Genomic DNA, 24,126 nt, shown 5'->3' on the forward strand with positions numbered 1-24,126 from the left:
ATGATAGGAATTGTTCTTGGTACACGTCCTGAGATAATTAAAATGTCCCCGGTCATACGGGAATGCGCACGGAGAAATCTGGACTATTTTGTCCTGCACACCGGGCAGCACTACTCCTACGAGATGGACAGGCTCTTTTTTGAGGAACTGGATCTCCCGGAGCCGCATCATAATCTGGATGTCGGATCGGGCACGCATGCCGAACAGACCGCCCGGATCATGACAGGGGTCGAGAAGGTTCTGGCCAAAGAGGCACCGGATGTCATCCTGGTGCAGGGGGATACCAATACCGTTGTTGCAGGAGCGCTCGCTGCCTCCAAACTGCACACGCGGGTGGGTCATATCGAGGCCGGCCTGCGGAGTTTCAACCGGTGGATGCCGGAGGAGATTAACCGCATTCTCACGGATCATATGTCGGACTATCTCTTTGCCCCTACTGAGAAGGCTCGTGAGAATCTGTTGAAAGAAGGCATCGACGACAAAAAGATCTGCGTCACCGGCAACACCGTTGTGGATGCCATCTACCAGAACCTCGACATATCCCGCAAAAAAGTCAACGTTCTGAAAAATCTGGATCTAAAGCCGAAAGAATACTTCCTTGTTACAGCGCACCGGCAGGAGAACGTCGACAACAGAGCCCGGCTGAAAGATATCATCAGCGGCCTCGAATCGATACAGCAGGAGTTTTCGATGCCGGTCATCTTTCCGGTTCATCCCCGGACGGCGCGGCGTATCGATGAGTTCGGTATCGGGCATGACGGGATCCAGCTGACGAAGCCGTTCGGATTTCTGGAGTTCCTCCAGCTCGAAGCGCAGGCGCGGATCGTCCTGACCGACTCGGGCGGCGTGCAGGAGGAGGCCTGCGTTCTCGGTGTCCCCTGCGCGACCATGCGCTACGACACAGAAAGGCCCGAGACGATCGATGTCGGTTCGAACATCCTGGTCGGCACCGAGTCGGCGCGGATCCTTGAGGGTGTCCGGTCGGCGGCAACATGGGAAAACTGCTGGAAAAATCCATACGGAGATGGAATCGCCGGGAAGATGATCGTGCTGGTATGTGCCGCTGCACGGTCGGGCTGAGGCGGCTTTTAGGGGGGGAGCTATGAAAATTTGTGTGCTTGGACTTGGATATATCGGTCTGCCGACAGCCCTTCTGTTTGCAGCTGCAGGTGCGGACGTCGTGGGTGTCGATGTGAAGGAGAGTGTCGTGAACACCCTCAATCAGGGACGGGTCCCGTTTGAAGAGCCCGGGATGGATGATCTCTTCCTCCGGGCACGCGGTCGGTTCGTTGCAAAAACAGAGCCGGAAAAGGCCGACGTCTTTCTGATTGCCGTCCCGACACCGCTTGATCAGGGTACGAAGGTATCGGACCTCACCTTTGTCAAAAAGGCTGCGGGCATGATCGCGCCGCACCTTGACCCGGACAACCTCGTTATCCTCGAATCGACGGTGCCTCCCGGCACCAGCGAACGGGTGATCATCCCGCAGCTGGAGATCGGCGGGGTCATGGTGGGAGAATTTCTCTATGCACATTGCCCTGAGCGCGCCATTCCGGGAAGCACCCTGCGCGAGATGATCCACAACAGCAGGGTCGTCGGCGGCTACGACCGTGAATCGACGGAACAGACGGTTGCACTCTATCGCCGTTTTGTGGAAGGGCAGATCTACCAGACCGATACAAAGACCGCCGAGTTCGTCAAACTGATGGAGAACACCTGCCGGGACGTCAGCATCGCCCTCGCGAACGAGTTCGCGCAGCTCTCGGAGGAGTGCGGCATCAACGTCTGGGAGGCCATCGCTCTTGCGAACAAACATCCGCGGGTCTCGGTGTTAAGCCCGGGCCCTGGTGTCGGCGGGCACTGCATCGCCATTGATCCGTGGTTTTTGACCGAGAACTCCATCCGGTGCAAGATGATCTCGATGGCGCGGGAGGTCAACGACTCCATGCCCAACTACGTCCTTCATGTTGTTCGCGGACTGGTCAACGGTACCAGGAATGCGACCATCACCGTCTTCGGTGTAGCGTACAAGGGGAACGTCGACGACACCCGGGAGAGCCCTGCGATCAAGTTCATCAAACTGGCCGAGAACGAAGGGTATACCGTCCGGTGCTACGACCCGCACGTGAAAGAGTTTCACTATCCGCTCTACGACCTCGACGAGGCCGTTCGAAATAGTGACTGCATCGTGGTGCTCGCGGATCACGACTGTTTCAGGACGCTCGACCTCGCCGCCGCCGGCATGCGGACAAAGAACGTCGTCGATACCCGGAACATCCTGCCGCATGAAAAATGGAGCCGGGAAGGATTTGTCATCCGGGTGCTCGGGGACGGGGCCGGCGCACCGCTCGTCCAGCCCGATGCCGGTGTCCGGAAGGTCACGCTCGGTCCGGAGGTGTCGGTCCGGCCGCTCAATGCACCGGAGCTGGCTCCGACGCTGCCGCTTGTTCCTCACCAGGAGCGTGGCGATATCGTATGACGGCGGAGCGAGGCGCCAGGATGAAACGCGTGCTCATTGTCTCACAGCATTTCCCTCCCGAACGCTCCGGGAACGCATCACGTATCTACGATACCGCCCAGCACCTCGCAAAACTCGGGCTCGGGGTGACGGTCGTCGCGCCGCACCCGACGTTCCCGACCGGCACGTTCCCGCGTGTCTGGAAACCCTCGGAGAGAACGACCGTCGACGGCATCGAGGTGCTCCGCCTCTGGGGCTGGCAGCCGAACGTCCGCGACCCGGGTTTCGTTAGTAGAATGCTCTACTATCTCGTCTTTCCCCTGCACGTGCTTCTGCGGCTCATCTTCACGGCGGGGCGGTACGATGCCGTCATCACCTCCACGCCGCCGCTCTTCACCGGCATCCCCGGTTACGTGGCAAAGCGCCTCCTCGGCAGACGGTGGATCCTGGATATCCGTGACCTCTGGATCGATGCCTCGATCAGCCTCGGGTTCGTCAGGGAAGGGAGCCTGTATGAGCGGATGAGCCGGCGGTTCGAACAGATGTGCCTGGCGCATGCGGACCTGGTCGGGGTGACGACTACCGAACTCGGGCGGCGGATCGCGTCGCAGTACCGGGTTGCCGCACCCATGGAACTGATGCCGAACGGGGTCAACACCGAGTTCTTCTATCCGGTGAGCGCCGAGAAGAAGCGGCAGATCATCTATGCCGGGAATGTCGGGCACGCTCAGGATCTCGAGAAGGTCGCACTGGCCGTCAAGGCGATGAACGGGAAGTACAATCTCAAGTTCCTCATCGTCGGAGACGGGGATATCCGTGGGCAGCTCGAGCAGATGGTGCGGACGGAGGATATGACCGACTGGGTGCTGTTTCCGGGTGTGGTTCCCCGGGAAGAGATCCCGAAACTGCTCTCGGAGTCCCTCGTCGGGATTGCGCCGCTGAAGAAGATGGCGAACCTGGAGTATGCCGCCCCGACCAAGGCCTACGAGTACATGGCGTGCGGTATTCCCTTCGTGGGCTGCGGCGCCGGGGAGATCGCGCATCTTGCCCGTGATTCGGGTGCAGGGCTGATCGCCGACAACACCCCGGAGTCCATAGCGCTGGCGCTTGCCACGCTCATCGACGACCCTGCGATGATGGAGAGTATGGGGCAGAAGGGGAGGGAGTACGTCCAGAAGAAGTACGACCGCAGGACAGTCGCCCGGAAACTCAAGCAGCATATCGAGAGGATGGCATGGACGAGCGCGTGACGGCAATCATCCGGGAACTTCTCGATACGGTCGGGCAGAATCTGGTCGTCGACGGCGATGCCGCCTACATCCGCGACCCGGTCTTCGGGATAGTCCGGAACCGGGTGCACGCGGAGGTCTGCAAGGCGCTCCTGCGGACCGGTGATCTGCAGTTCGTCGAACCGATCCTCAGGACGCTCCTGCAGTCGCAGAACGGTGACGGTTCCTGGAACGAGATCCACGTGAACTATAACCAGCCGTCGGCGCTGATTACGTCGTTCGTCGGGGAGGCGCTCCTGGATGCATATCGGCTGTATCCGCACGCCGATGCCCTCGCAAAAGCGCGGGACTACGTCCTTGCGCAGGAACTGCGCCCCGGTTACTTTCTCAAGTCGGCGCTCTATACGGCCGATCACCTGAACGTCGACGCCTCATGCGGTGCGTTCCTGGCGCGGTACGCCGCGGCCTTCGAGGATGCGGCCTGCCGGGATGCCGCGATGCGTGCCGCGGCCAACATCGTCGATCACCAGTGGGAAAGCGGCGTTTATCCCTACGCCGTCGACCGGGGAACGTATCCGTATACATTCAATCTGCCGTGCGTCCACTACCAGGCGGTGACGATCTACTATCTCGCCAAGATCAACGACGTGCTGCAGGACGAGCGGGTCGCGGAGAGCCTCTCCCGGGCGGCGGCGTGGCTCGTCGATCAGCAGCGGCGCGACGGCCGGTTTGTCTGGTCGAAAAGCGGGCTGATGTTCGCCTACTACCTGAGCGGCGCGTACGGGTTTGCATACGCATCCCTCCGGTATCTCGGCCGCCGGGAGCAGGAATTTCGCGTACACGCCGACCTTTCACTGCAGGGTCTCAAACCGTGCCTCCGGGGGCTGGTGCTGCGCTGGGAGCCCGGAGCATGGAGCGGCTTCCCCGCGGCCGTCTCTACGGCCGCGAGAACCGCCGGACTTGGGGACTTTCCCGCGCAGCATCGGGCGTTCCGGTTCGGTTACGGTATGTACCGGCAGATCGCACGCAGGCGGTATGCCGATACGGTCGATTCGCGGACCTTCGACTTCCTGCGAGGAATGCTCCGGATCCGGACGTCCACAGTAGAGCCGTCGAAGAATTTCCCGGATCTGTTTATGACGTCGGAAGTGCTGGACTGCCTTTCCCAGTCGCTTGTATGGGAGAATGGACATGAAACAGGTATTGCTTGATCTTCAGTCGGGAGAGATACAGGTCGAGGAGGTCCCTGCCCCCCTGGCGCGGCGGGCCCTCGTCGTCGAGAATCGGTATTCGCTGATCAGCGCCGGGACAGAGACGGCGCTGATCAATCTTGCTAAGAAATCGCTCGTCGGAAAAGCGAAAGACCGGCCGGACGATGTCCGGAAAGTCCTCGCGAAGGTGACGACGGACGGTCCCTTCTCTGCGTACCAGCAGGCGATGAGCCGCCTCGCAAAGCCCGAACCCCTCGGCTACAGCTCTGCAGGGGTTGTCCGGGAGACCGGGGTCGACGACTTCGAGGTCGGCGACCGGGTCGCCTGCGGAGGAGCGGGGTATGCCGTCCACGCCGAGTATGTCGCGGTTCCGAAGAACCTCTGTGTCGCCGTGCCGGACGGTGTGAGCCTGCAGGAGGCTGCATTCACGACGGTGGGCGCGATCGCCATGCAGGGGGTGCGAAACGCCCAGGTCGGTCTCGGGGAGACCGTCGCGGTCATCGGCCTCGGGCTGATCGGCGTTCTCACCGTGCAGATCCTGAAAGCCGCGGGATGCCGGGTGATCGGCATCGATATCGATCCCGAGAAACTGGCGCTCGCCCGCGATCTCGGTGCCGATATGACCACGAACTACGACGGCGTTCTTGAGAAACTGCAGAGCCTCTCGCCGTTTGGGGCGGACGCCGTCATCATCACCGCCGCGACAAAATCGAACGCACCGATCGAGGCCGCCGGGCATCTCGTCCGCGACCGGGGACGTGTGGCCGTCGTCGGCAACGTCGGCATGAACGTCCCGCGTGATATCTTCTACGAAAAAGAGGCGGAGGTCGTCGTCTCCCGGTCGTACGGCCTCGGGCGCTACGACCGGAACTACGAAGAGCGGGGGATCGACTATCCGATCTACGTCCGCTGGACGGAACGCCGGAACATGGAGGCCTTCCTCGAGCTCGTGCGCGCAAAGAAGGTGACGCTCGACCGCCTGATTACCCACGAGTTCGATCTTGCCGATGCTCCGGGGGCGTACGGGATGATCGCCGGCGGCAGGGAGAAGTACCTCGGCGTTCTCCTGAAGTACAGTCCGAACGGGAACGGGAGCAGGCCTGCCGGCAGCGTGACGTTCATGGAGCCGGAGACCGGGACACGGGTGAAGAAGCCGGCGGCCGTGCAGAACCTCGGGTGCATCGGTGCGGGGGTGCATGCCTTAAGCTCCCTCTATCCCAACCTGCCGCAGCTGCCGGTGACCCTGCGGGGGCTGGCGACCGCGACCGGCCTGTCTGCTCACTCGGTTGCGAAGAAGTATGGGTTCGCCTACTGCACGACCGATTACCGGAAGATCCTCGAAGACCCCGAGACCCCGGCGGTGCTGATAGCAACCCGCAACGACATGCATGCACCGATGGTCGTCGAAGCGCTAGAGGCGGGAAAACGCGTCTTCGTCGAAAAACCCCTGGCCACGACGCCCGAAGAGCTCCGTATGGTCGCCGATGCCTGGAAGGCATCCGAGGGCGACGTGATGGTCGGGTTCAACCGCCGCCACTCACCGCTCTCCCGGAGGATGAAGGCCTTCTTCGCGAACCGGAGTTCTCCGATGGTCATTCATTACCGGGTGAATGCCGGGGAGATCCCGGCGGATCACTGGGTGCACGACGAAGAGCAGGGCGGCGGGATGCTCATCTCGGAATGCTGCCACTTCATCGACTATATGCAGTATATGACCGGTGCACGCCCGACGCTGGTGTTTGCACGCGGGATCGAGCCGACCGGCGTTGTCAGCAAGTACGACAACTTCCAGGCGATGTTTTCCTTCGCCGACGGGTCGATCGGAACAGTGACCTACACGACGCTCGGCGACCGTGCCTACTCCAAAGAGACGGTGGAGGTATTCTGCAGCGGGGCGGTCGGGAGGATCGTGGACTTCCGCGACCTGCGGTTGACGCGGGACGGGAAGGCCGAGACCGAGAAACGGTGGTTTTCGCAGGAGAAGGGATTTGTTGAGGAGCTCCACGCCTTCGCCAGGGGTGAAGGGTTCAACTTTACCGAAAGCGCCGCGACGACGCTGGCGACGTTCCGGGCGTGGGAGTCGATCGAGGCGGGCCGCCCGGTCGCCGTCGATACTGCTTCGCTCGGGTTGTAAGAGCATTCCTTTTTTCTGCGAAGATCCTCCCTGCGGGCACAGGCTGCGTTCGCAAGAGGGTATCTTGTGGAACTCATTTGGACGGCCCTGCACACAAGCGGCCTGTGGAGAGCATCTTCGTGGGGGTGGGGCCAGGGGAGGAGACGTGCCCATATACGCTACCGTACCCTATGGGTGCACCGAAATTCCTGTTGCTATCGGCGGAGTCCAGGCAATTAATGAGGTTCCATCTCTTGCTCCGGATGACCGCAATCCGGGATATTCGGGGGCACGGCTTTCCCCTGGGTATCGCCATGACTGCCCCCGCCCCTTGAGGGGGCGGGGTTGATGAGGTCTGTGGATCTTCACGGGAGACAGGGGAGGGGAAAAGGTCGTCCCCGGGACAAGCCCGGTCAGGGGAAGAACGCGGTATACGCGCAAATCCCCGTATCTAAGGGTAGCGTATATGGAGGGTTTCCCCCTCGCCTGGTAGCCCTCCCCGATGGGATAGCCCCCTCATACTCTCGATCCGCGTAGCGTACGGGTCAAAAACACAGTGCATCTTGCACAACAGTTTCGCCAAAGCTCCGTTGGCACGGATCCGCCTCTTCGTAATCACGAAAAGGCATCGAGGAAAAATGCTGAGGGCGGCGCTCTCCACCTCTCCTGAGATGTGGCTCGCCCTTCAGCGCTGGCTCTCTGCTGCAGACCCGAGTGTGGCAAGATGGTCGCGTATGCGTTCGGGGATCGTCCGCCCGTCGGTCTCCCGGTAGACGTCTGTCCATGCTTCGTGAGCACACGAGCAGTCGATGCCGGTAAAGACATCGGTATCAAACTGGACATTATACGCTTCGACGGCTTTGATGAGTTCCCGGTCGCATGCCCCGCAGTTTCGCGCCCAGTCGAGCGACTCGACCGAGTAGGTCCACGGGCTTACGTAGACGTGCATGCGCTCGCCGTACTGCTCTTTTGCTCGCTGCAGCAGATCGACAAGGCTCCAGAGCCACGGTGGGCGATAGAGGCCGTGCTTCCAGAGTTCGTGCACGACGGTGTTTCTCTCGACTGTGGTCACCTCGAGGTCGATGGAATCCACCCCCCGCGAGATGAGATATGCGAGCGTCTGCAGGATGTCGCTCACTGACTCCGATTCGGTCAGGAACGGCGGTTTGACCAGCAGGAGCGGTTTTGTGAGAATCCCGAGCCGCTGCATCCGTTCAAAGAAGATGTCGAAGTTGTTCGACGTAAAACCCTTGTTGATGCAGAGGTTCATCACCTCGGGGTTTGCGGATTCAAACCCGAAGGCCAGCTCGAGCTGCCGGCCGCATAAGAGTTTCTGCATCTTTCTGACCTGCGCCTCCGGAGAATAGTCTATCCTGGATTCGACTACGACTTTTTTGATATTGCTGTACCCATCGATATACCTGCAGATCTCTTTTACCGCGTCAAGCGGCATCTCCCGTTCGTTGAAGACGTTCCCGTCGTTGTAGATGGAGATTACCGGGTAATCGCCAAGGTCGACGGCGTCCATGACGTACTCAAACTGGGCGATATAGTCCTGTGCAGAGACCTCTCTGCCGTGCGACGTTGCGCAGTAAAACCCGCACATCGTGCATCCGCCGGTCTTCTCGACCCATTCGCACCCCGTCGAGCGGAGAAAGATGATCAGGCGTTTGATCGGTTCGTCGTTCAGGTGGCCGGTCCGTTCCTCCCACCCGATGGGAACCCTGAAATCGACAGTCCCTGGTTGTTTCCCGTTTTGCCTGCGTAAATTCATGGCAAGCGTCTGAATCTCCTGTAAAACGGTACCGGCGAGCGAGACGTCTGCGGAAATTTGGGCTCCGCTACAGCTATCGGCAACACTACTTTGAAGAATCTCGTTTCCCCCCCATATCCGTGATCGTCATGCATCCGTTGCAGAAGCGCTCCGGTCACAGGCGTCGTTCCTTCTTGTCAGAACATGTCCATGGACTACGTATTGGTATTTATATGTATCCCTCGCAACATGTCATTCTCATGAGGCTGAAACAGGTTCAACTCTTTATAAATCACGATCGACCCTGGTGTCTGCCGCTGACCTGCCGTTTACGATGGTGAACTGCTGCACTGCAGAATGATACTCGCAGATCCGGTGATGGTTTGAGTCCTCCTCTTCACATACGAATTGTTTTTTCACCGGGGAGAGAGCGGCGGCCCTGAGGCAATCTTTTTATACGATGTATCTGGTAGATAGAACGAAAGCGTCGAAATGCAGCTCTTCGCCTGGGGACACTCCCCTTTTGGAAGAGAAGCGGACTTACGTGCAGCATTAGTTGCATACTCTATCTGGAGATTGCAGGGATGTTTCGGACCGTCAGCTGGAAGAGAACCCACACTGGCTCTCCGGCTGGAATAGTGTAATCAGGGAGGGGGAATGATCGACAGCGGCAAGCGGCGAGAGGAACGGAGGAGACCTGGCCTGACATATGGTACCTGTGACATTCCGGAGGAGAGAGCCTTCCGATCGCCGGTTGTTTCTCTCCTGCAGAGACTGCGCCTCACCGCCCGGGATAATGACGGGGGCAGCGGTTCTTCTCCCGTCTGTACGACCCGTCTGTCAGGGAGGCTGATGTCGTATGACCCATCTACTTGAGCGTTTCTCGGCAGCAAATCCCCTGACGCTCAAGGCGCTCAGTCTTCTCCCGTCATACCGGGTTTTCCGCGACACATATACTCTTCTCCAGCGTTCGCAGCGGTGGAGCCGCGAGGATCTGGAGGCGTATCAGCGGGCTGAGCTGGCGCGCCTGCTTGAGCATGCGTACGAGCACGTGCCCTACTACCGGCGCGTCTTCGACGAGCGGAGCCTGAAACCGGCGGATATTCACGATTTTACGGATCTGCGGCTGCTTCCGTTTCTGACGAAGGAGATCGTGCAGAACAATCTCGAGGACCTGCGGGCGACCAACTTCCCGGAGAGTGCTTTTGAATATGTCCGGACATCCGGTTCGACCGGGGCGCCGATGGGGTTTTATTACGAAAAGGGCGTCTCGCGGGCGAAGGAATGGGCGTTCATGAAGGCGCAGTGGGACCGGGTCGGCTACCGGTTCATCGATAAATGCGTCGTCCTGCGGGGGCACGTCGTTGATTCTGCCCGGAGCGGGGTATTCTGGAAGAAAGCGATGTTCGGCCGCTGGCTGATCATGTCCTCGCACCAGATGACCGAGGAGAACCTGCCGGCGTACATTCGCCGGATCCGGAAATTCGCCCCGAAGTACATCCACGCCTATCCCTCGATGATCGTCACCCTTGCCCGGTGCCTCCGGCAGTACCGAAACAGGCCGTTTCCGTCGCTCAAGGCCATTCTCTGCGGTTCGGAGAACCTCTATCCCTGGCAGCGGGAGCTGATTGAGGAGGTCTTCGGCTGCCGTGTCTACAGCTGGTACGGCAACAGCGAACAGACCGTGCTCGCCGGTGAATGTGAGATGAGTTCCTGCTACCATATCTTCCCGGAGTACGGGATCGTCGAACTGCTCGGAAAGGACGATCAGCCGGTTATGGAGCCGGGGCAGATGGGGGAGGTGGTCGCGACCAGCCTTACCAACTACATCTGCCCGCTCATCCGCTACCGGACGATGGACATTGCCGTCCTGTCACGCCGGAGCTGCACCTGCGGGAGAGCCTACCCGCTGCTTGAGAAGGTGGAAGGGCGGCTGCAGGAGTTTATCGTCACCCGGAAAGGGCAGCTGGTCTCGGTCACCCCGATAAACTACGAATCCGATGCATTTGAGAACATCAGGCAGTTCCAGATGTACCAGGAGGAGATGGGCGAGCTGATCCTGAAGATCGTGAGAAAACCCGGGTATACGGAGAGCGACACCGAACGCCTGCAGCAGGAGCTCGAGTGGCAGCTCGGCGATGAGGTTCGGGTTGCCATCTGTTTCGTCGACAGCATCCCGAGAACCAGGAGCGGCAAGTACCGGTATCTCATCCAGAAGCTGCCGATCGAAGTGCGCGACCTGCACGGCGGAGCATAAATCCCACTTTTGGGATTGTGCATCGAAGGTTCCCATCCAGATCTCTCCTCCTGCCCCATACGTACAGGGATGGGCTTATTATTGGTTTCTCCCCGGAGAACGCCGTCGCTGCTGTCTCCGAAGCGATTGCCGGGCTAAGAGGATAAAGTGGGTGGCGTTACCAGTCAGCGCCGGGCGCCTGCTCCCGTCCGGCCGGTATATCGACTGCGGTGCCCTGGACAAGGGGCTATCGCAATGACCGCCCTCTTCCCGGGAGGCGGGCAAAGGTGGGTGCTTTGAAGGGCGAAGGGGGGATGGATGAACAGAAGATTGCCCCTCGACACTCATTGGCTGATGAGAGAATCGTCCTGACGGAATACAGTGCTGATAGAATCTCAGTTGACCGTTGGATACCTGGAAACGCGGGGGCGTTGAGGCAGAGAATTGCTTGAAGAGCAAAATTGGTGTGACCCCGGCCGAATCACTCAACGTAGGCGATGACCCTGCGCTTCAGCCAGTTTCTGTTGATGAGGTTGCTGTATGTCCATTCGGCGAGTGCCCCCAGCGTGTTTTTCCGGTAGAGCTCGAGGTATACGGAGATGCCGAAGCCGAACTTCGATTTGAAGTAGTTGAGGTTCCGGGTATTCGCACCGATGTTCTCGAACCGGGTGAACCCGTCCTCCTTCCCCTTCTGCATCAGGAGCCACTGGAGGTATGCGTTGCCGTTGTTCGCGTTTTCTATCCGCGGCGTGCCCATCCAGAGCAGAAACCGTTTGTACTCCTGTGTGGTGACGGTGCCGACGAGCGCCCCGTTTCTGTCGTACAGGGAATAGATGCCGAGATGGTGCGGGTATGCCTGGAAGAGGTCTTCGAAGTAGCGTTTACTGATCATGGGGATGTTCATCGACGGCTGGCTGAACCGCTCGGAGAGTGCCTGGTAGACGGAAGAGATGTCGGTCTCCCGGACAAGTTCCATCCCTGCTGCAGAAGCCTTCTTGAGGGTGTTTCGCAGTTTGTAGTGGAAGCTGTTCCAGATCTCCGGAGACGGGCGTGTCAGGTCGATGGTATATGTATAGTGTACCTTTGCGCTGTAGCGGTTCCAGATGAAGTGGCGGATATCAAGGAACTCCGGGGTCTGGGTTACCGAGAGGTAACTCGGAGAAAACTGTTCGAGTTCTGCGGTGATATCTCCCGAAACCGTCTCGAGGAACGATTCCTTTTTGCTCTGTTTTAAGAGGTCGTACTCCTTTCCCATGACGAACCCCAGGTAGGGAATGACCGCCTGCAGCGGTGGAGGAGAAAAGGCCGTTTTCAGGCCGTGCACGTTCTTGCAGAAGAGTGGAAAGACACTGATCAGCTCTTCGCCTTTGTAGATGCCGTACGGAAGAAAGCGGTATCCCGTGTGCTCCTCGGTGATCCGCAGGAAGTCCCATTTGTGAAAGAGAAGGCCGGAACGGCTCTCGTCAATGAATGCGTCCCATACATCTTTGTCGCGTAGAATCTCAATGGTCATTCTGTCATCAATCTCCCCTGTTCAACCGTCGACCTGCCGACGAACCTAACCCGGTTTTTTCTGTATATATACTTTTCTGTCGCGGCGGCTCCGGTCGGCCGCCGCGGAGTGCCTGCTGAAGGTTTGACCGGTGGCTGGAATCCCACTGTCCGTGATGCCTTTTTAAACGCTCCTGTATCGTTTTTTGTCTGGCTGCATCGCTTCCCGGGCAGTACAGGCTCCTCCCATCGGCTCCATCCCGCCGTAGCAGTTGCAGAGATCGGAGGTGCCCCAGAATAGATGTGAGCATATTTCGGAGAATCCGACCGGATCTGTGTCGGCCGCCTGCATGAGGAGTGCGGTTGTTGTTCAGGACACTGCCCGGATATCGTGGTAGGGGGCGTTTCCGTGGACTTACAGCCTTCCGGTCCGCATCATCATCTTTTTGAAGAGATTTGTGTACGCCCATTCACCGGCTCTTCCGAGAGCATCTTTCCTGGAGATCTCAAAGTAGACCTCGAGATCAGGATTGAACTTTGACTTGAAGAAGATCAGATCCTTGTTGTTTGCGCCCATGTTCTCGAGCAATGGATAGCCTTCTGCTTTTGCCTTCTGGATGAGCAGCCACTGGAGGTACTCGTTGCCTGCCTGCGTCGTATCGAGCCGCGGCGTTCCGATCCAGAGCAGGAACCGCTTGTACTCCTGCGTCGTGACGAACCCGGCCACCTCGTTGTCCCTGTCATAGAGGTAGTAGAGCCCTATCCGGTCGGGGTAGGCATGCATGAGATCGGTGAGGTAGTTGCGGTCGATGACGGGAATGTCGAGCGACGGGTCTTTGTACCGTTCGGAGAGGAGCGTGTAAAATGCCGAGAGATCGTCGCTCTTCTCGAGCCGCATGCCGGCTTTTCCAGCTTTCTTCAACTTGCTACGGAGTTTGTAGTGCAGGCCACCCCAGAGATCGTCGAGGGATTTTTCGAGGTCGATGGTATAGGAGTAGTGGACGGCGGTGGAAAACCCGTCCCAGATATACTGCCTGAGATCGTGAAAGCCCGGGACGAGCGTGACTGAGAGGTAGTTTGGAGAGAGACTGGCGATCTCCTGCATCATCTCGTCGCAGACGTGTTTGAGGACCGTCTCCTTCTTGCTCTGCTTCATCTCCGCAAACTCCCTGCTCATGATGCATCCGAGGTGTGGGATGACGGTCAGAGGCGGCGGGGAGACGACCATATGGAGCCCGTGCCGTTTTTTATAAAACAGGGGATAGAGGCAGACGAGTTCCTCCCCTTTGTACACGGCATAGGGGAGGAGCGTATATCCCGTATGCTTCTCCGTAATTGTGAGATAGTCCCATTTGTGAAATAAAAGCCCGGAGGAGCTCTCGTCGATGAAACTATCCCATCTGTCACTGTCGTTTAAGAGCTGTACCGTCATGCACTCACCGTATCCGGGAATTGTTTGTATGGTCGTTCGACGGGTATTCACCACATCCCACAATATATACTTTTCCGCGAATGGCGACGCGTACTGCGGCCCTGAGAAGGAGATGGGGAGGGAGCCGCATCCCGCTCCCGGTGCAATCACCCCGACGGTTCCCGGGACCGGGGAGCGGCGGCATACACCCTATCAACCGCCTGTGCGAAAAGTATCGGTGTTTATGAGAGCACTACCCCGTTTTGCAGCCCCTGCGGTGAAGATCGGTTCTCATCGGCTGCCTGGGGCGGTTCTCTATCTCCCCGGTTTCCCGGGAAAATCCGGGGAGATCCGGCAGACACGACCGGAAACGGGACGTGTTGCATGATGAAATATCCGAATCCTGGAGAAATTTTTAAATACTGGTATGGATGAGGTAGGGGCATGGTTACGCTCCGCCTGTTAGCCATGGATGACGTCTCTTTCCACTCCTGGACGTATTGCAATCCAAGCAGCGACGTCTGGGTTTTCTTCCGGGAAAAACGTTTACTGCCGGAATTTTTGCGGCATTTCTGTTATATATGGAGAGACGATCGGAAGGTGGTGTCCTCTTCGGAGCATTTTTTCTGAAGGGCCGGGCGTGCCGTGCATGATGATATCGTCCGAACCTCGTATGGGCGATGCATTCCAGCAGCGGAAATATTAAATGGGAGGAGACAAACTCACGGTAGCCGGAGACGACCGGGGGATCGGCATGAATCGAATCTGGGAGCGCATGTATAACCACGAATCGGTCACTGCCAAGGCTCTCGGCATGCTTCCCGTCCTGAGAACCTTTCGCGACACGTATGCTCTCCTCCAGCGCTCGCAGCGGTGGAGCCGCGAGGAGCTGGAGGCGTACCAGCGGGCTGAGCTGGCGCGCCTGCTTGAGCATGCGTACGAGCACGTGCCCTACTACCGGCGCGTCTTCGACGAGCGGAGCCTGAACCCGGCGGACATCCACGATTTTGCAGATCTGCGGCTGCTTCCGTTTCTGACGAAGGAGATCGTGCAGAACAATCTCGCGGACCTGCGGGCGACCAGCTTCCCGGAGGATGCCTTTGAGTATGTGACGACGGGCGGCTCGACCGGGATACCGGTCGGATTCTATTACGAGAAGGGCGTCTCGCGTGCAAAGGAATGGGCGTTCATGAAGGCGCAGTGGGACCGGGTCGGCTACCGGTTCATCGATAAATGCGTCGTCCTGCGGGGTAACGTCGTTCCTTCTGCAGAAGAGGGCATCTTCTGGAAGAAGACCCTCTTTCGCCGCTGGCTGATCATGTCGTCGTATCACATGACCGAGGAGAACATGCCCGCATACATCCGCCAGATCCGGAAATTCACCCCGAAATACATTCAGGCGTATCCGTCGATCATCATTATTCTTGCAAAATATATGGAAAGGCACGGTATCGAGCCGTTTCCGTCGCTCAAGGCCGTTCTCTGCGGTTCGGAGAACCTCTATCCCTGGCAGCGGGAGCTGATTGAGGAGGTCTTCGGCTGCCGCGTCTACAGCTGGTACGGCAACAGCGAACAGACCGTGCTCGCCGGTGAATGTGAGATGAGTTCCTGCTACCACATATTCCCCGAGTACGGGATCGTTGAACTGCTCGGAAAGGACGATCAGCCGGTTATGGAGCCGGGGCAGATGGGGGAGGTGGTCGCGACCAGCCTTACCAACTACATCTGCCCGCTCATCCGCTACCGGACGATGGACCTGGCGACGCGGGCAGCCCTGCCGTGCCCCTGCGGGAGAGCGTATCCGCTGCTTGAGAAGGTGGAAGGGCGGCTGCAGGAGTTCATCGTCACAAAGAACGATCGAATGATTCCTATGACCGCCGTCAACATGCACTCGGCGGTATTCGACAATGTCATGCAGTTTCAGTTTTTCCAGGAGAGAGAAGGTGAGGTCATCTTGAAGATCGTACGGAAATCCAGTTACACCGACTCAGATACCGAGTCTATCCGCAGGGAATCGCAGAAGAAACTCGGTGAAGACGTACGGGTCACGATTCATTTCGTTGAATCCATCCCGCGCACCGAACGGGGCAAGTATCGTTTCCTGATTCAGCGTCTCCCGATTGAAAACTGCGATCTGTGAGGTGATATGATGGATACGGTGCGACTGGTAGCGGCAGGCGATGTCTGGCTGCAGACGAAGTACGGCCGCCATCCCTTTGCGCAGGTCCGGAAGATCCTCGCCGATAAGGATATCCTCTTCGCAAATCTCGAGACGGCGCTCTCGATGGAGGGTGAGCGGGCAGAAAAACATCATGTCATCGCCGCACCTCCCGAGAATGCGGCATACCTGAAAGAGGCGGGTTTCGATATCGTCAGCGTGGCGAACAATCATACGCTTGATATGGGCGCGACAGGGTTTGCGAACACCCTGGACGCCCTTGCGGCGAGGGGGATAGCTTCCACCGGCGGCTCGACGCCGCGGCACCCGTCGGCGCACGCGGTTCTGGAACGCAGCGGTATACAGATCGGGTTTCTCGGATACACTATCGGGCGGTCCGTCCCGCCGCCTGGGACGGTGGTGAACCGGCTGGTCGAAGAGAAGATCGTTGCCGATATCAGAGCGCTCCGAGAATCGTGCGACCATGTTGCGGTCTCGCTGCATTGGGGCGTCGAACTGGTCTATTACCCCTCGCCATGGCAGATCCGGCTCGCCCACCGCCTCGTCGATGCCGGTGCGACGCTCATTCTTGGGCATCACCCCCATACTATCCAGGCGGTGGAGCGGTATCGCGGCGGCCTCATCGCCTACTCCCTCGGGATGCTGCAGTTCGACCCGAACTGGCCGCATGGTATCTCGCACGACTCGTTCGTCCTCTCGATCGATATCGGGGGCGACGGCGTTGCCAGCGTTCGGGCGATACCCATCATCGTTGACGACGACTTCGTGCCGTCGCCGGCAGGCCCCGACGATGCTCAAAGGATCCTTCGGTTCGTCTCGGATGTATCGGGGCCGGTGAACGAGGGGCGGATCTCAAGCCGCTGGTGGTTCGAGCAGATCGCAGAGCCGTACATGACGATGAACCTTGAGAGTTACCAGCTCCGTATCCGGCAGCACGGGGTTCTGCCGCTTCTGGAGTGCGGGGTGTGGCTCGCAACGCCGTTCTGCATGCGGTGTTACGCGGGTCTGCTCCGGAAGAGGCTGCGCAGGGCGAATGGGGCACAATAGATCCGCACGTTTCCTCTTCTTTGCATCACATATCGCGATTTTTGTCCGGTGAGCGCATATGCCGGAACTTGCCTGCGGTATATAAATCTGTTGGTGCTCCGGAACGATGTCTGGTCGTTCGGCTCATCCTTCGATATCGCCACCGTTCCACTGAGAAAACGTGGCGAATCGGGATGTTCGGGAGGGTAGAGGGAACGTATATATATGGGTTTTGCTATTACAACCGTGAGCGCGCGCCACCGGGTATCACGGCGGAACGTCAGAAACACGCTTCGGGTATAGCCCGATATCGGCTCTCTCATACAGTCACGTTCCCGGACACTATCCGGGAGAGGGTGGATACAGGGGCGGAGCGTCGCTGATTCCGTCCGGCGCATATGTCTGCCGGAAAATGCGAACCCTGCGTGCAGATTCCATTGAAACAGAGAGAACGAACGGAGGACGGATCATCATGCCGGGAATTGTTGCGGTTCTGGAGAGAGGACCTGATGGGCTTTCGGGAGAGATTGCCGGGCGTATCGCGGACCGGATGTACGAGTCGTCACGCCTCCGGCGCCATATCGTTGACCCGGGGAACGGTTTCGCTCTGGTTATCCTCCACAATGAGAAGGACTTCTTCGGGTGCCTGCATTCCGACGACTGGCTGGTTGCGTGGTACGGCCGCCCGCTCTACAATGGCCGCCCGCTCACCCCCGAGATCTTCGGAGAATGCGAGGCATATCTTGGCAGGGATCCGGATGCGTTCTTTGCGAACTGGTACGGCCACTTCCAGGCGGTGATCTATGCGAAGAAGCGGCACGAACTCTATGCTGCCTCCGATAAGATCAGCACCCAGCAGCTCTATTACACCGAGGGGAAGGACTTTGTCGCCCTCGCTCCCGAGACCCTCTCCCTGCGTGCCCTTGCGGCGTTCGGGTGGCGGCCGGCCATCCGGGACGGGGCGATCTACGAGTACCTGGCCAGCGGCCATCTCTGGGGGGACGGGACGTTCTGGGATACTGTGTTCCGCCTCGGACCAGGCCAGTATCTTCACGCCCGTCCGGGCGGGCTCTCCCACCGGTTCTACTGGCAGCCGGTCTATCGCCCCTCCGATGAAGACGAGGGATCCCTGCGGGAACGGCTTTTCAAGGCAATAGAAAAGGATATCTCCTCGCTCCCGCCAGGGCGGGCTCTCCTGACGCTGAGCGGCGGGGCGGACTCGCGGAGCCTTCTCGGGTTCCTGGATGCGATGGAGATGCCGTTCGGTGTTGTCAGCTATAACTTCGGGGACGCCTACACCGCAAGCGATGCCCACGTGGGGGAGTACTATGCCGATAAAATCGGTGCAGACCACTTCTTTTACGATGCCGACCTGAGCGACATCGATCGGCTCATCGACGATATCCGCCGGGTGATTGCCGCTACCGGCGGCGAATGCGACACCGTAGTCGGCCAGGACGCGTTCCTCGGCACCCGGTTTTACCGCACCCTCGCCGGGGACTATGACTTCCTGCTCCGCGGCGATGAAATCTGGGGCGGACATATGCACGTCACCAACAGTGACATGGCGTTTCTGGATACCTACCTCTACACACTCGAAGAGTTCAGGCAGCCGGCGAAGATCCTTTCCCCGGAGGCCTTCCGGCAGGGTGTCCGGTACCTGAAGGCGCAGATGCAGGAGTACTCCCGGGAGTATCCGGCCGCCGTCCGGAACGCGGACGATCTCCGGGATTATCTCTACTGGCGGCACCGGGAGACCCGGCTTCTGCAGACGATGGCCTACATCCGCCGTGTCTACATCCCGCATATCGCACCGTTCCTGCTGGACCATACCGTTGCGAGCACCCTGGTTACGCCGAGCCGGCTGCGGACTGACAAACAGCTCTTCAGAGAGATGAACCGGGTGGGTTTTCCGGCTCTCTTTCAGGATCCGAGCGCCCCGAACCCGTTCATGACGGAGAGCACCCGGTTCGACCGGATCTACCGTGACCCGAACGTACTGGCACTCATCCGCGATGCACTGATCGAAAACCCCCCTGCGGCCTTCCGCGATCTCCTTGACCCGGAGAGAACAGAGGCCTGGGTTGCGTCGGTCACTGCGGGTGAAGCGACTGCCATCCGGGCGCAGAACCGGTTGTACAATCTTCTGCTCACCGTCCGGGATATCGTAAGCCGGAGCCCTTCTCTCTCGGCGCATCTGGAGTACCTGCTTGTGCGGTCCGGGCTTGTCAAGTACCCGTTTCTCGACTCCAAGTATCTCTTCCGGCTGCTGGTGCTCGCCCTTGCGCTCCGGGAGCACGAAGCTGTTGCCGCTACGGGGGCGGCGGCGTCTTCGGGTGCAGAGACCCCCTCTGCAGTGCACGACTTCCCCGGTCGGCATGCCCTGACAGGCACCGGAAAAAGCCTCATCAGCGCGGAGGCACAGCGGCAATGAGGGTTCTCCAGGTGACCAACTTCTACAAACCGATCTGGGAGGCGGGCGGGCCAGCCCGGTCGACCTACGAGATGGCCCGGCACCTCCGTGCACGGGGTCACGACCTGACGGTCTACACGACCAACTGGGCGTACCAGGACTACCACCTGGCGACCAACACCCCGGTCGATGTCGAGGGTGTCCGGGTCTATTACTTCGAGAACCTCCGGAAGTATGCGCCGCATCTGCTTCCGCCGACGCCCTACTACTCGCCGGTCGTAGCAAGAAAGGAGGTCTCCTCTTATGACATCATCCACATGAACGAGTACCGGGCTCTCCTGACCGCCGGTGTCTGCCGGTATGCCCGCAGGTATCACGTCCCATACGTGCTGCAGGCCAGAGGATCGCTCCCGAAGATCATGCACGTGCAGCGGCTCAAGGGATTCTTCGACCGGTTCTGGGGGAGCAGGATGCTCCGCGATGCCGCCCGGGTCATTGCCCTCAACCCACGGGAGGTCGAACAGTACGGGATGATGGGGGTCGAGCAGGAGCGGATCGTGACCATTCCGAACGGCGTCGATCTGACGCTCTTTTCGGACCTCCCAAAACCCGGGGCGTTCCGGGAGGCGTTCGGGATCCCGGAGGACGAGCGGATCATCCTCTTCCTCGGACGTATCAACCGGATAAAGGGAACGGATCTCCTCGTCGATGCGTTTGCAGAGATCCTGCAGCAGGGTTACCGGGCGCGTCTCGTCATCGTCGGGCCCGACGCCGGCCTGCTTTCCACGCTCAAGCAGCAGATCGCCGGGCTCGGCATCGACGGGCATATCCTCTTCACCGGCCCGCTCTACGAAGCACGAGACAAACTCAGCGCCTATGTCGATGCCGACATATACGTCCTCCCGTCGGTCTATGAGACGTTCCCGAACTCGGTGCTGGAGGCGAATGCCTGTGGGACACCGGCAATTCTCACCGACCGCTGCGGGATAGCGGAGATGATCGATGGGAGAGGGGGTATCGTCGTCCGCTATGATCGCCGAGAGCTCCGCGACGCGATCGTCGGGCTGCTCGACGACGACGCGGCGCGGCAGCGGTACGGGAAGGACGGAAAAGAGATGGTCTTTAGCGAGTTCGGCTGGGACAGCGTTGTCCAGCGGGTAGAAAGCCTCTACAGGGAGGTCATTGAGGAGCAGTCGGCATGAAGCGATCCGGCATCGGCATCATCACCTTCCCCCTCTCCACGAGCGGAACCACGCCGCTATCGCATCTCGTCGCCGTCATGGATGCCCTCTCGGACGACCTGTACCTCATTACGGGCAACGAAGGCTACAAAGCCTTCCGGGACGACTCGCGGGTGACGGTCTTCGGGGTTTCACACGAGTATACCGAGAGCGTTCTGCAGAAGATCGCACGCTATGTTCACGCCCAGGTCATGATGTCCCGCGCCGTGCTGAAGGTGGGGAGGGACGCCGGCACCTGGGTCTTCTTCATCGGGGGCGAGGGTCTGGTCCTGCCCATGCTGGCGGCGAAGGTTGTCGGTGCACGCACCGCCATCGGGCTTGCCGGCGTCCCGTCACGCGATCCTGCTGCAGGAGACGAGAACCTGGCCGGTTCCCTGACGCTTCTTTCGTCGATCAACTTCCGGCTTGCAGATGCCATCATCGTCTACTCGGAGAGGATCATCGCCGACCGGGGTCTTGAGGAATACGCTCCGAAGATAGCCGTGGCCCACGAGCACTACCTTGACTTCGACCTCTTCTGTGATGCAAAACCGTTTGAGGAGCGGCAGACCCTCGTCGGCTATGTCGGGCGGCTGAGCGAGGTGAAGGGGATCTTCAACCTCATTGAGGCGATTCCCGGGGTGCTCAAGGAGCGTGACGATGTTACGTTTGTGATCGTCGGGGAAGGCCCCCAGCGCGGACGGGTTGAGGAGTATCTCGCCGGGTACGACCTCGCAGGCCGCGTCCGGCTTCCCGGCTGGGTGCCCCACGCCGACCTGCCCGGGGTGCTCGGCGACCTGAAGCTGCTGGTCGTCCCCTCGTACTCGGAAGGGCTGCCGAACGTCGTGCTCGAGGCGATGGCCTGCGGAACGCCGGTCCTCGCTACTCCCGTCGGTTCGGTTCCCGATATCATCAGGGACGGCGAAACCGGGTTTCTGCTGCAGGACAACACGCCCGGGCGGATCGCAGATGCGATCCTCGCCTGCCTCGCCCGCCCCGACCTTGCAGAGGTGGCGGCACGCGGCCGGGACGCGGTCAGGGGAGCATTCACTTTTGCGGAAGCGGTCAGAAAGTATCGTGCAGCGCTGGCAGCAGCGGAGGGGAAGCACTGATGGTTTCGATACCCACCGGCTACCGGCTTGCAAAGATCTTTGCGCTCGGGCAGATGGCCTGCATCTTCGTTCTGCTGATCACCCTGGTTCAGGCGGGCTCTGCGACGGGATACGAACTCTCGATCTACGACGCCTACCCCTGGTACTTCTGGGCGGCGCTCATCGCAAGCGTTCTGCTCGGCGTTCTGCTCATCCTCTGGTCAGGCACCCGGGCGCAGGAGATGACCTGGTACTGGCTGCTCGGGCTCGTCCCCATCCTGCTCTCCTATACGATCTTTCTCGGGCTCCCGCTCATCCGCGGCTACGTCCTTTACGGGCGGGGAAACAACGACATTCTCTCGCATATCGGCTGGAGCCGGACGATCGTGGAGACCGGGCAGCTGGCGTCGAACGACTTTTACCCGGTCGTCCATATTCTCATCTCGGTGCTCGACTACATCGGCCTGTCGCTGGAGCAGGCGGCGGGTTTCCTCGCGATCTTTTTCTCTCTTGTCTTCATCATCTTCATGCTCTTTCTTGCCAGAGCCGTCTCGCCGTGCAAGGGTCCTCTCTTCTTTATTCTGGCGTTCTCCATCCCGCTGCTCCTGTCATACTTTCACCTCTCCGTCCACCCGTCGATCCTCTCGGTCTTCATGATCCCGCTGCTGCTCGGGTGCTACCACCTGAAGGGATCGGCGGAGCCGGTGCCGGTGCTGGAATTCACGTTTCTTGCTCTGGTGCTGACCCTTCTGACCGTTTTCTTCCATCCCGTCACCGCACTCATCGCCCTGGTGATCTTCGCGGTCTTCGGGATCACCAACCTTCTGGTACGGAGGATTGGAGGCCGGGACGCACTCGCGTCCGAGCCCGGCGTGCGGTACTTCGCTCTGGTCATCATCCTCGGTCTCTTCACCTGGTTAAACCCTTTCGAGGGGCTGGACTGGAAGATGAGAGCGGTGCTGGAGGGGCTCGTCGGGGAGAGCACGGGGATAGCCTCCTACTACGGGGGGCTTGCGGAGCAGGCAAACCTCTCGCTCGCCGGGGTCGCACAGATAGCACTCAACCAGTACGGCCAGGTGCTTGTCTACTTCATCGCCGCATATATAGCGCTGGTCCTGGTGGCAGGTCTGATCATCAAAGGGAAAGCCCGGCGGTATGAAGTCTACTATGCGGTTCAGGTTCTTGCTGCCGGTCTCTTCTCTGTCGTGATGGTCATCGGCTACTTCATTGAGTTCGAACCCGTCAGGGTCGTGCGCTATGCTGCCGTGGTGATCCCGGTTCTCTGCGGCTACGTCTTCTACCACAAGTTCCGGGTGATCCGCCGCCCGAATACACAGGTACTCTTCCTTGGTCTGATCTTCTTCTTCATTGCAGCTGCGAGCATCTTCGGTGTCTTCAACGTCTACTTCAGCCCGACGATCGTGAAAGCCAACGCCCAGCTCACCCAGGCGGAGCTCGACGGCGTTGTCTGGTACTTCGACCGCGCCGACCTCGCAACGCCGCTCCTGGCGACCGACCTGCCCCTTGGCAGGTACGAGATGTATCATTTCGGTTACGGAACACCGGAGCACTTCAACCGTCCGCAGCTCGATCTCTATCTCCCGTCACACTTCGGGTACGACACGAACGAGACGCTTCGCGCGTCGCTGGATGCCCGGCGGGCCGTCTACCTGATCACGACGGAGACGAACCGGCAGACGCATCTCGTGTATCCGGAGACGGTACGGCCGCAGGTGCACCAGTACACGGATCCAGACTTCGTCCGGCTCTCCGACGACCCGACCGTCGATAAATCCTACACGAACGGCGAGTTTATGGCCTGGTATCTCTATGTGGCTCCCGCGGAGCCGGATGCCGCCTGAAGGGTGCGCAAGAATCTTCTTTTTCCTGGTGTACACAGGACTTTTAAGAGCATACATCCATATGGATGCATGGAGAGTATCGCAACCTCAATCGAGTTTCAGATGAGTCTGCTCCTCTTCCTTGCACTTGCCGGCTACCTCCTGGCATCCAGGATCAACCAGTCGGCGGTCATCGGAGCCATTCTCGTCGGACTCCTCGTCGGCCCGAGCATGCTCGGGCTGATCACCTACACCGACTTCGTCCGGAGTCTGGCGCATCTCGGAGCGATCATCCTCCTCTTCGTCATCGGATTCGAGTTCAATATCAAGAGGATTTCGAAAAACCGCCCTCTTCTCAAAAGTACTTTATAGTCCCGGATCGACCTGATCTCCATGAGCACGTTTACCAACTTCATAATTCGGCACGAATATGCCTCTCTTGCCGCCCTGGGTG

The 24,126-nt window shown here is 59.5% G+C and carries 15 protein-coding genes and 1 pseudogene; 13 read left to right on the forward strand and 3 right to left on the reverse strand.

Translation table 11 applies throughout. The features are described 5' to 3' along the window. The 5 genes from wecB to FGU65_RS14865 are packed head-to-tail and all read left to right on the forward strand — an operon-like array spanning position 1 to position 7,032. Positions 1-1,080, forward strand: coding sequence for a non-hydrolyzing UDP-N-acetylglucosamine 2-epimerase (wecB, locus tag FGU65_RS14845; RefSeq protein WP_301665286.1), 1,080 nt, complete (start codon positions 1-3; stop codon positions 1,078-1,080). 22 nt (positions 1,081-1,102) lie between these two features. Further along, complete coding sequence (locus FGU65_RS14850) at positions 1,103-2,479, forward strand: nucleotide sugar dehydrogenase (protein WP_301665287.1); 1,377 nt, start codon at positions 1,103-1,105, stop codon at positions 2,477-2,479. Then, the gene (locus FGU65_RS14855) at positions 2,476-3,708 is read left to right on the forward strand and encodes a glycosyltransferase family 4 protein (RefSeq protein WP_301665288.1); all 1,233 of its coding nucleotides are present in this window, start codon (positions 2,476-2,478) and stop codon (positions 3,706-3,708) included. The genes FGU65_RS14850 and FGU65_RS14855 overlap by 4 nt, the downstream gene beginning before the upstream one ends. Continuing rightward, positions 3,693-4,898, forward strand: a complete 1,206-nt coding sequence (locus tag FGU65_RS14860) for a prenyltransferase/squalene oxidase repeat-containing protein (RefSeq protein ID WP_301665289.1) — start codon at positions 3,693-3,695, stop codon at positions 4,896-4,898. Before FGU65_RS14855 ends, FGU65_RS14860 begins: the two co-directional genes overlap by 16 nt. Beyond that, a complete protein-coding gene (locus FGU65_RS14865) occupies positions 4,879-7,032 on the forward strand; it encodes a bi-domain-containing oxidoreductase (RefSeq protein WP_301665290.1) in 2,154 nt (717 codons plus the stop codon). Before FGU65_RS14860 ends, FGU65_RS14865 begins: the two co-directional genes overlap by 20 nt. A 664-nt stretch (positions 7,033-7,696) precedes the next feature. Here FGU65_RS14865 and FGU65_RS14870 read toward each other — a convergent pair. Further along, positions 7,697-8,785 carry an archaeosine biosynthesis radical SAM protein RaSEA gene (locus tag FGU65_RS14870; RefSeq protein WP_301665291.1) on the reverse strand — a complete coding sequence of 363 codons (1,089 nt, stop codon included), beginning with the start codon at positions 8,783-8,785 and terminating at the stop codon, positions 7,697-7,699. Positions 8,786-9,623: 838 nt separating this feature from the next. Here FGU65_RS14870 and FGU65_RS14875 point away from each other — a divergent pair. Further along, positions 9,624-11,021, forward strand: coding sequence for a phenylacetate--CoA ligase family protein (locus FGU65_RS14875; RefSeq protein WP_301665292.1), 1,398 nt, complete (start codon positions 9,624-9,626; stop codon positions 11,019-11,021). A gap of 460 nt (positions 11,022-11,481) precedes the next feature. Here FGU65_RS14875 and FGU65_RS14880 read toward each other — a convergent pair whose 3' ends face one another. Together FGU65_RS14880 and FGU65_RS14885 are read right to left on the reverse strand one after the other, a co-directional pair. Continuing rightward, on the reverse strand, positions 11,482-12,513 hold the full coding sequence (locus FGU65_RS14880; protein WP_301665293.1) for a GNAT family N-acetyltransferase: 1,032 nt from the start codon (positions 12,511-12,513) through the stop codon (positions 11,482-11,484). A 393-nt stretch (positions 12,514-12,906) separates the two neighbouring features. After that, entirely contained in the window at positions 12,907-13,923 is a 1,017-nt protein-coding gene (locus FGU65_RS14885) for a GNAT family N-acetyltransferase (RefSeq protein WP_301665294.1), read from the reverse strand. Between the two features lie 733 nt (positions 13,924-14,656). Between FGU65_RS14885 and FGU65_RS14890 the strand changes: the two genes are divergently transcribed. The 7 genes and pseudogenes from FGU65_RS14890 to FGU65_RS14920 all read left to right on the forward strand — a co-directional run. After that, entirely contained in the window at positions 14,657-16,042 is a 1,386-nt protein-coding gene (locus tag FGU65_RS14890; RefSeq protein WP_301665295.1) for a phenylacetate--CoA ligase family protein, read from the forward strand. 9 nt (positions 16,043-16,051) lie between these two features. Further along, the gene (locus FGU65_RS14895) at positions 16,052-17,128 is read left to right on the forward strand and encodes a CapA family protein (protein ID WP_301665296.1); all 1,077 of its coding nucleotides are present in this window, start codon (positions 16,052-16,054) and stop codon (positions 17,126-17,128) included. A gap of 451 nt (positions 17,129-17,579) precedes the next feature. Beyond that, positions 17,580-19,541 carry an asparagine synthetase B family protein gene (locus FGU65_RS14900; protein ID WP_301665297.1) on the forward strand — a complete coding sequence of 654 codons (1,962 nt, stop codon included), beginning with the start codon at positions 17,580-17,582 and terminating at the stop codon, positions 19,539-19,541. After that, the gene (locus FGU65_RS14905) at positions 19,538-20,722 is read left to right on the forward strand and encodes a glycosyltransferase (protein WP_301665298.1); all 1,185 of its coding nucleotides are present in this window, start codon (positions 19,538-19,540) and stop codon (positions 20,720-20,722) included. Before FGU65_RS14900 ends, FGU65_RS14905 begins: the two co-directional genes overlap by 4 nt. Further along, positions 20,719-21,852, forward strand: a complete 1,134-nt coding sequence (locus tag FGU65_RS14910) for a glycosyltransferase family 4 protein (RefSeq protein WP_301665299.1) — start codon at positions 20,719-20,721, stop codon at positions 21,850-21,852. The genes FGU65_RS14905 and FGU65_RS14910 overlap by 4 nt, the downstream gene beginning before the upstream one ends. Further along, positions 21,852-23,693 carry a hypothetical protein gene (locus FGU65_RS14915; RefSeq protein WP_301665300.1) on the forward strand — a complete coding sequence of 614 codons (1,842 nt, stop codon included), beginning with the start codon at positions 21,852-21,854 and terminating at the stop codon, positions 23,691-23,693. Before FGU65_RS14910 ends, FGU65_RS14915 begins: the two co-directional genes overlap by 1 nt. A gap of 69 nt (positions 23,694-23,762) precedes the next feature. Further along, positions 23,763-24,008: pseudogene (locus tag FGU65_RS14920) on the forward strand (cation:proton antiporter domain-containing protein); the annotation flags it as partial. Positions 24,009-24,126 lie beyond the last annotated feature (118 nt).

This window comes from Methanoculleus frigidifontis, assembly GCF_030464345.1.
In the GTDB taxonomy this organism is placed as follows: Archaea; Halobacteriota; Methanomicrobia; order Methanomicrobiales; family Methanoculleaceae; genus Methanoculleus_A; species Methanoculleus_A frigidifontis.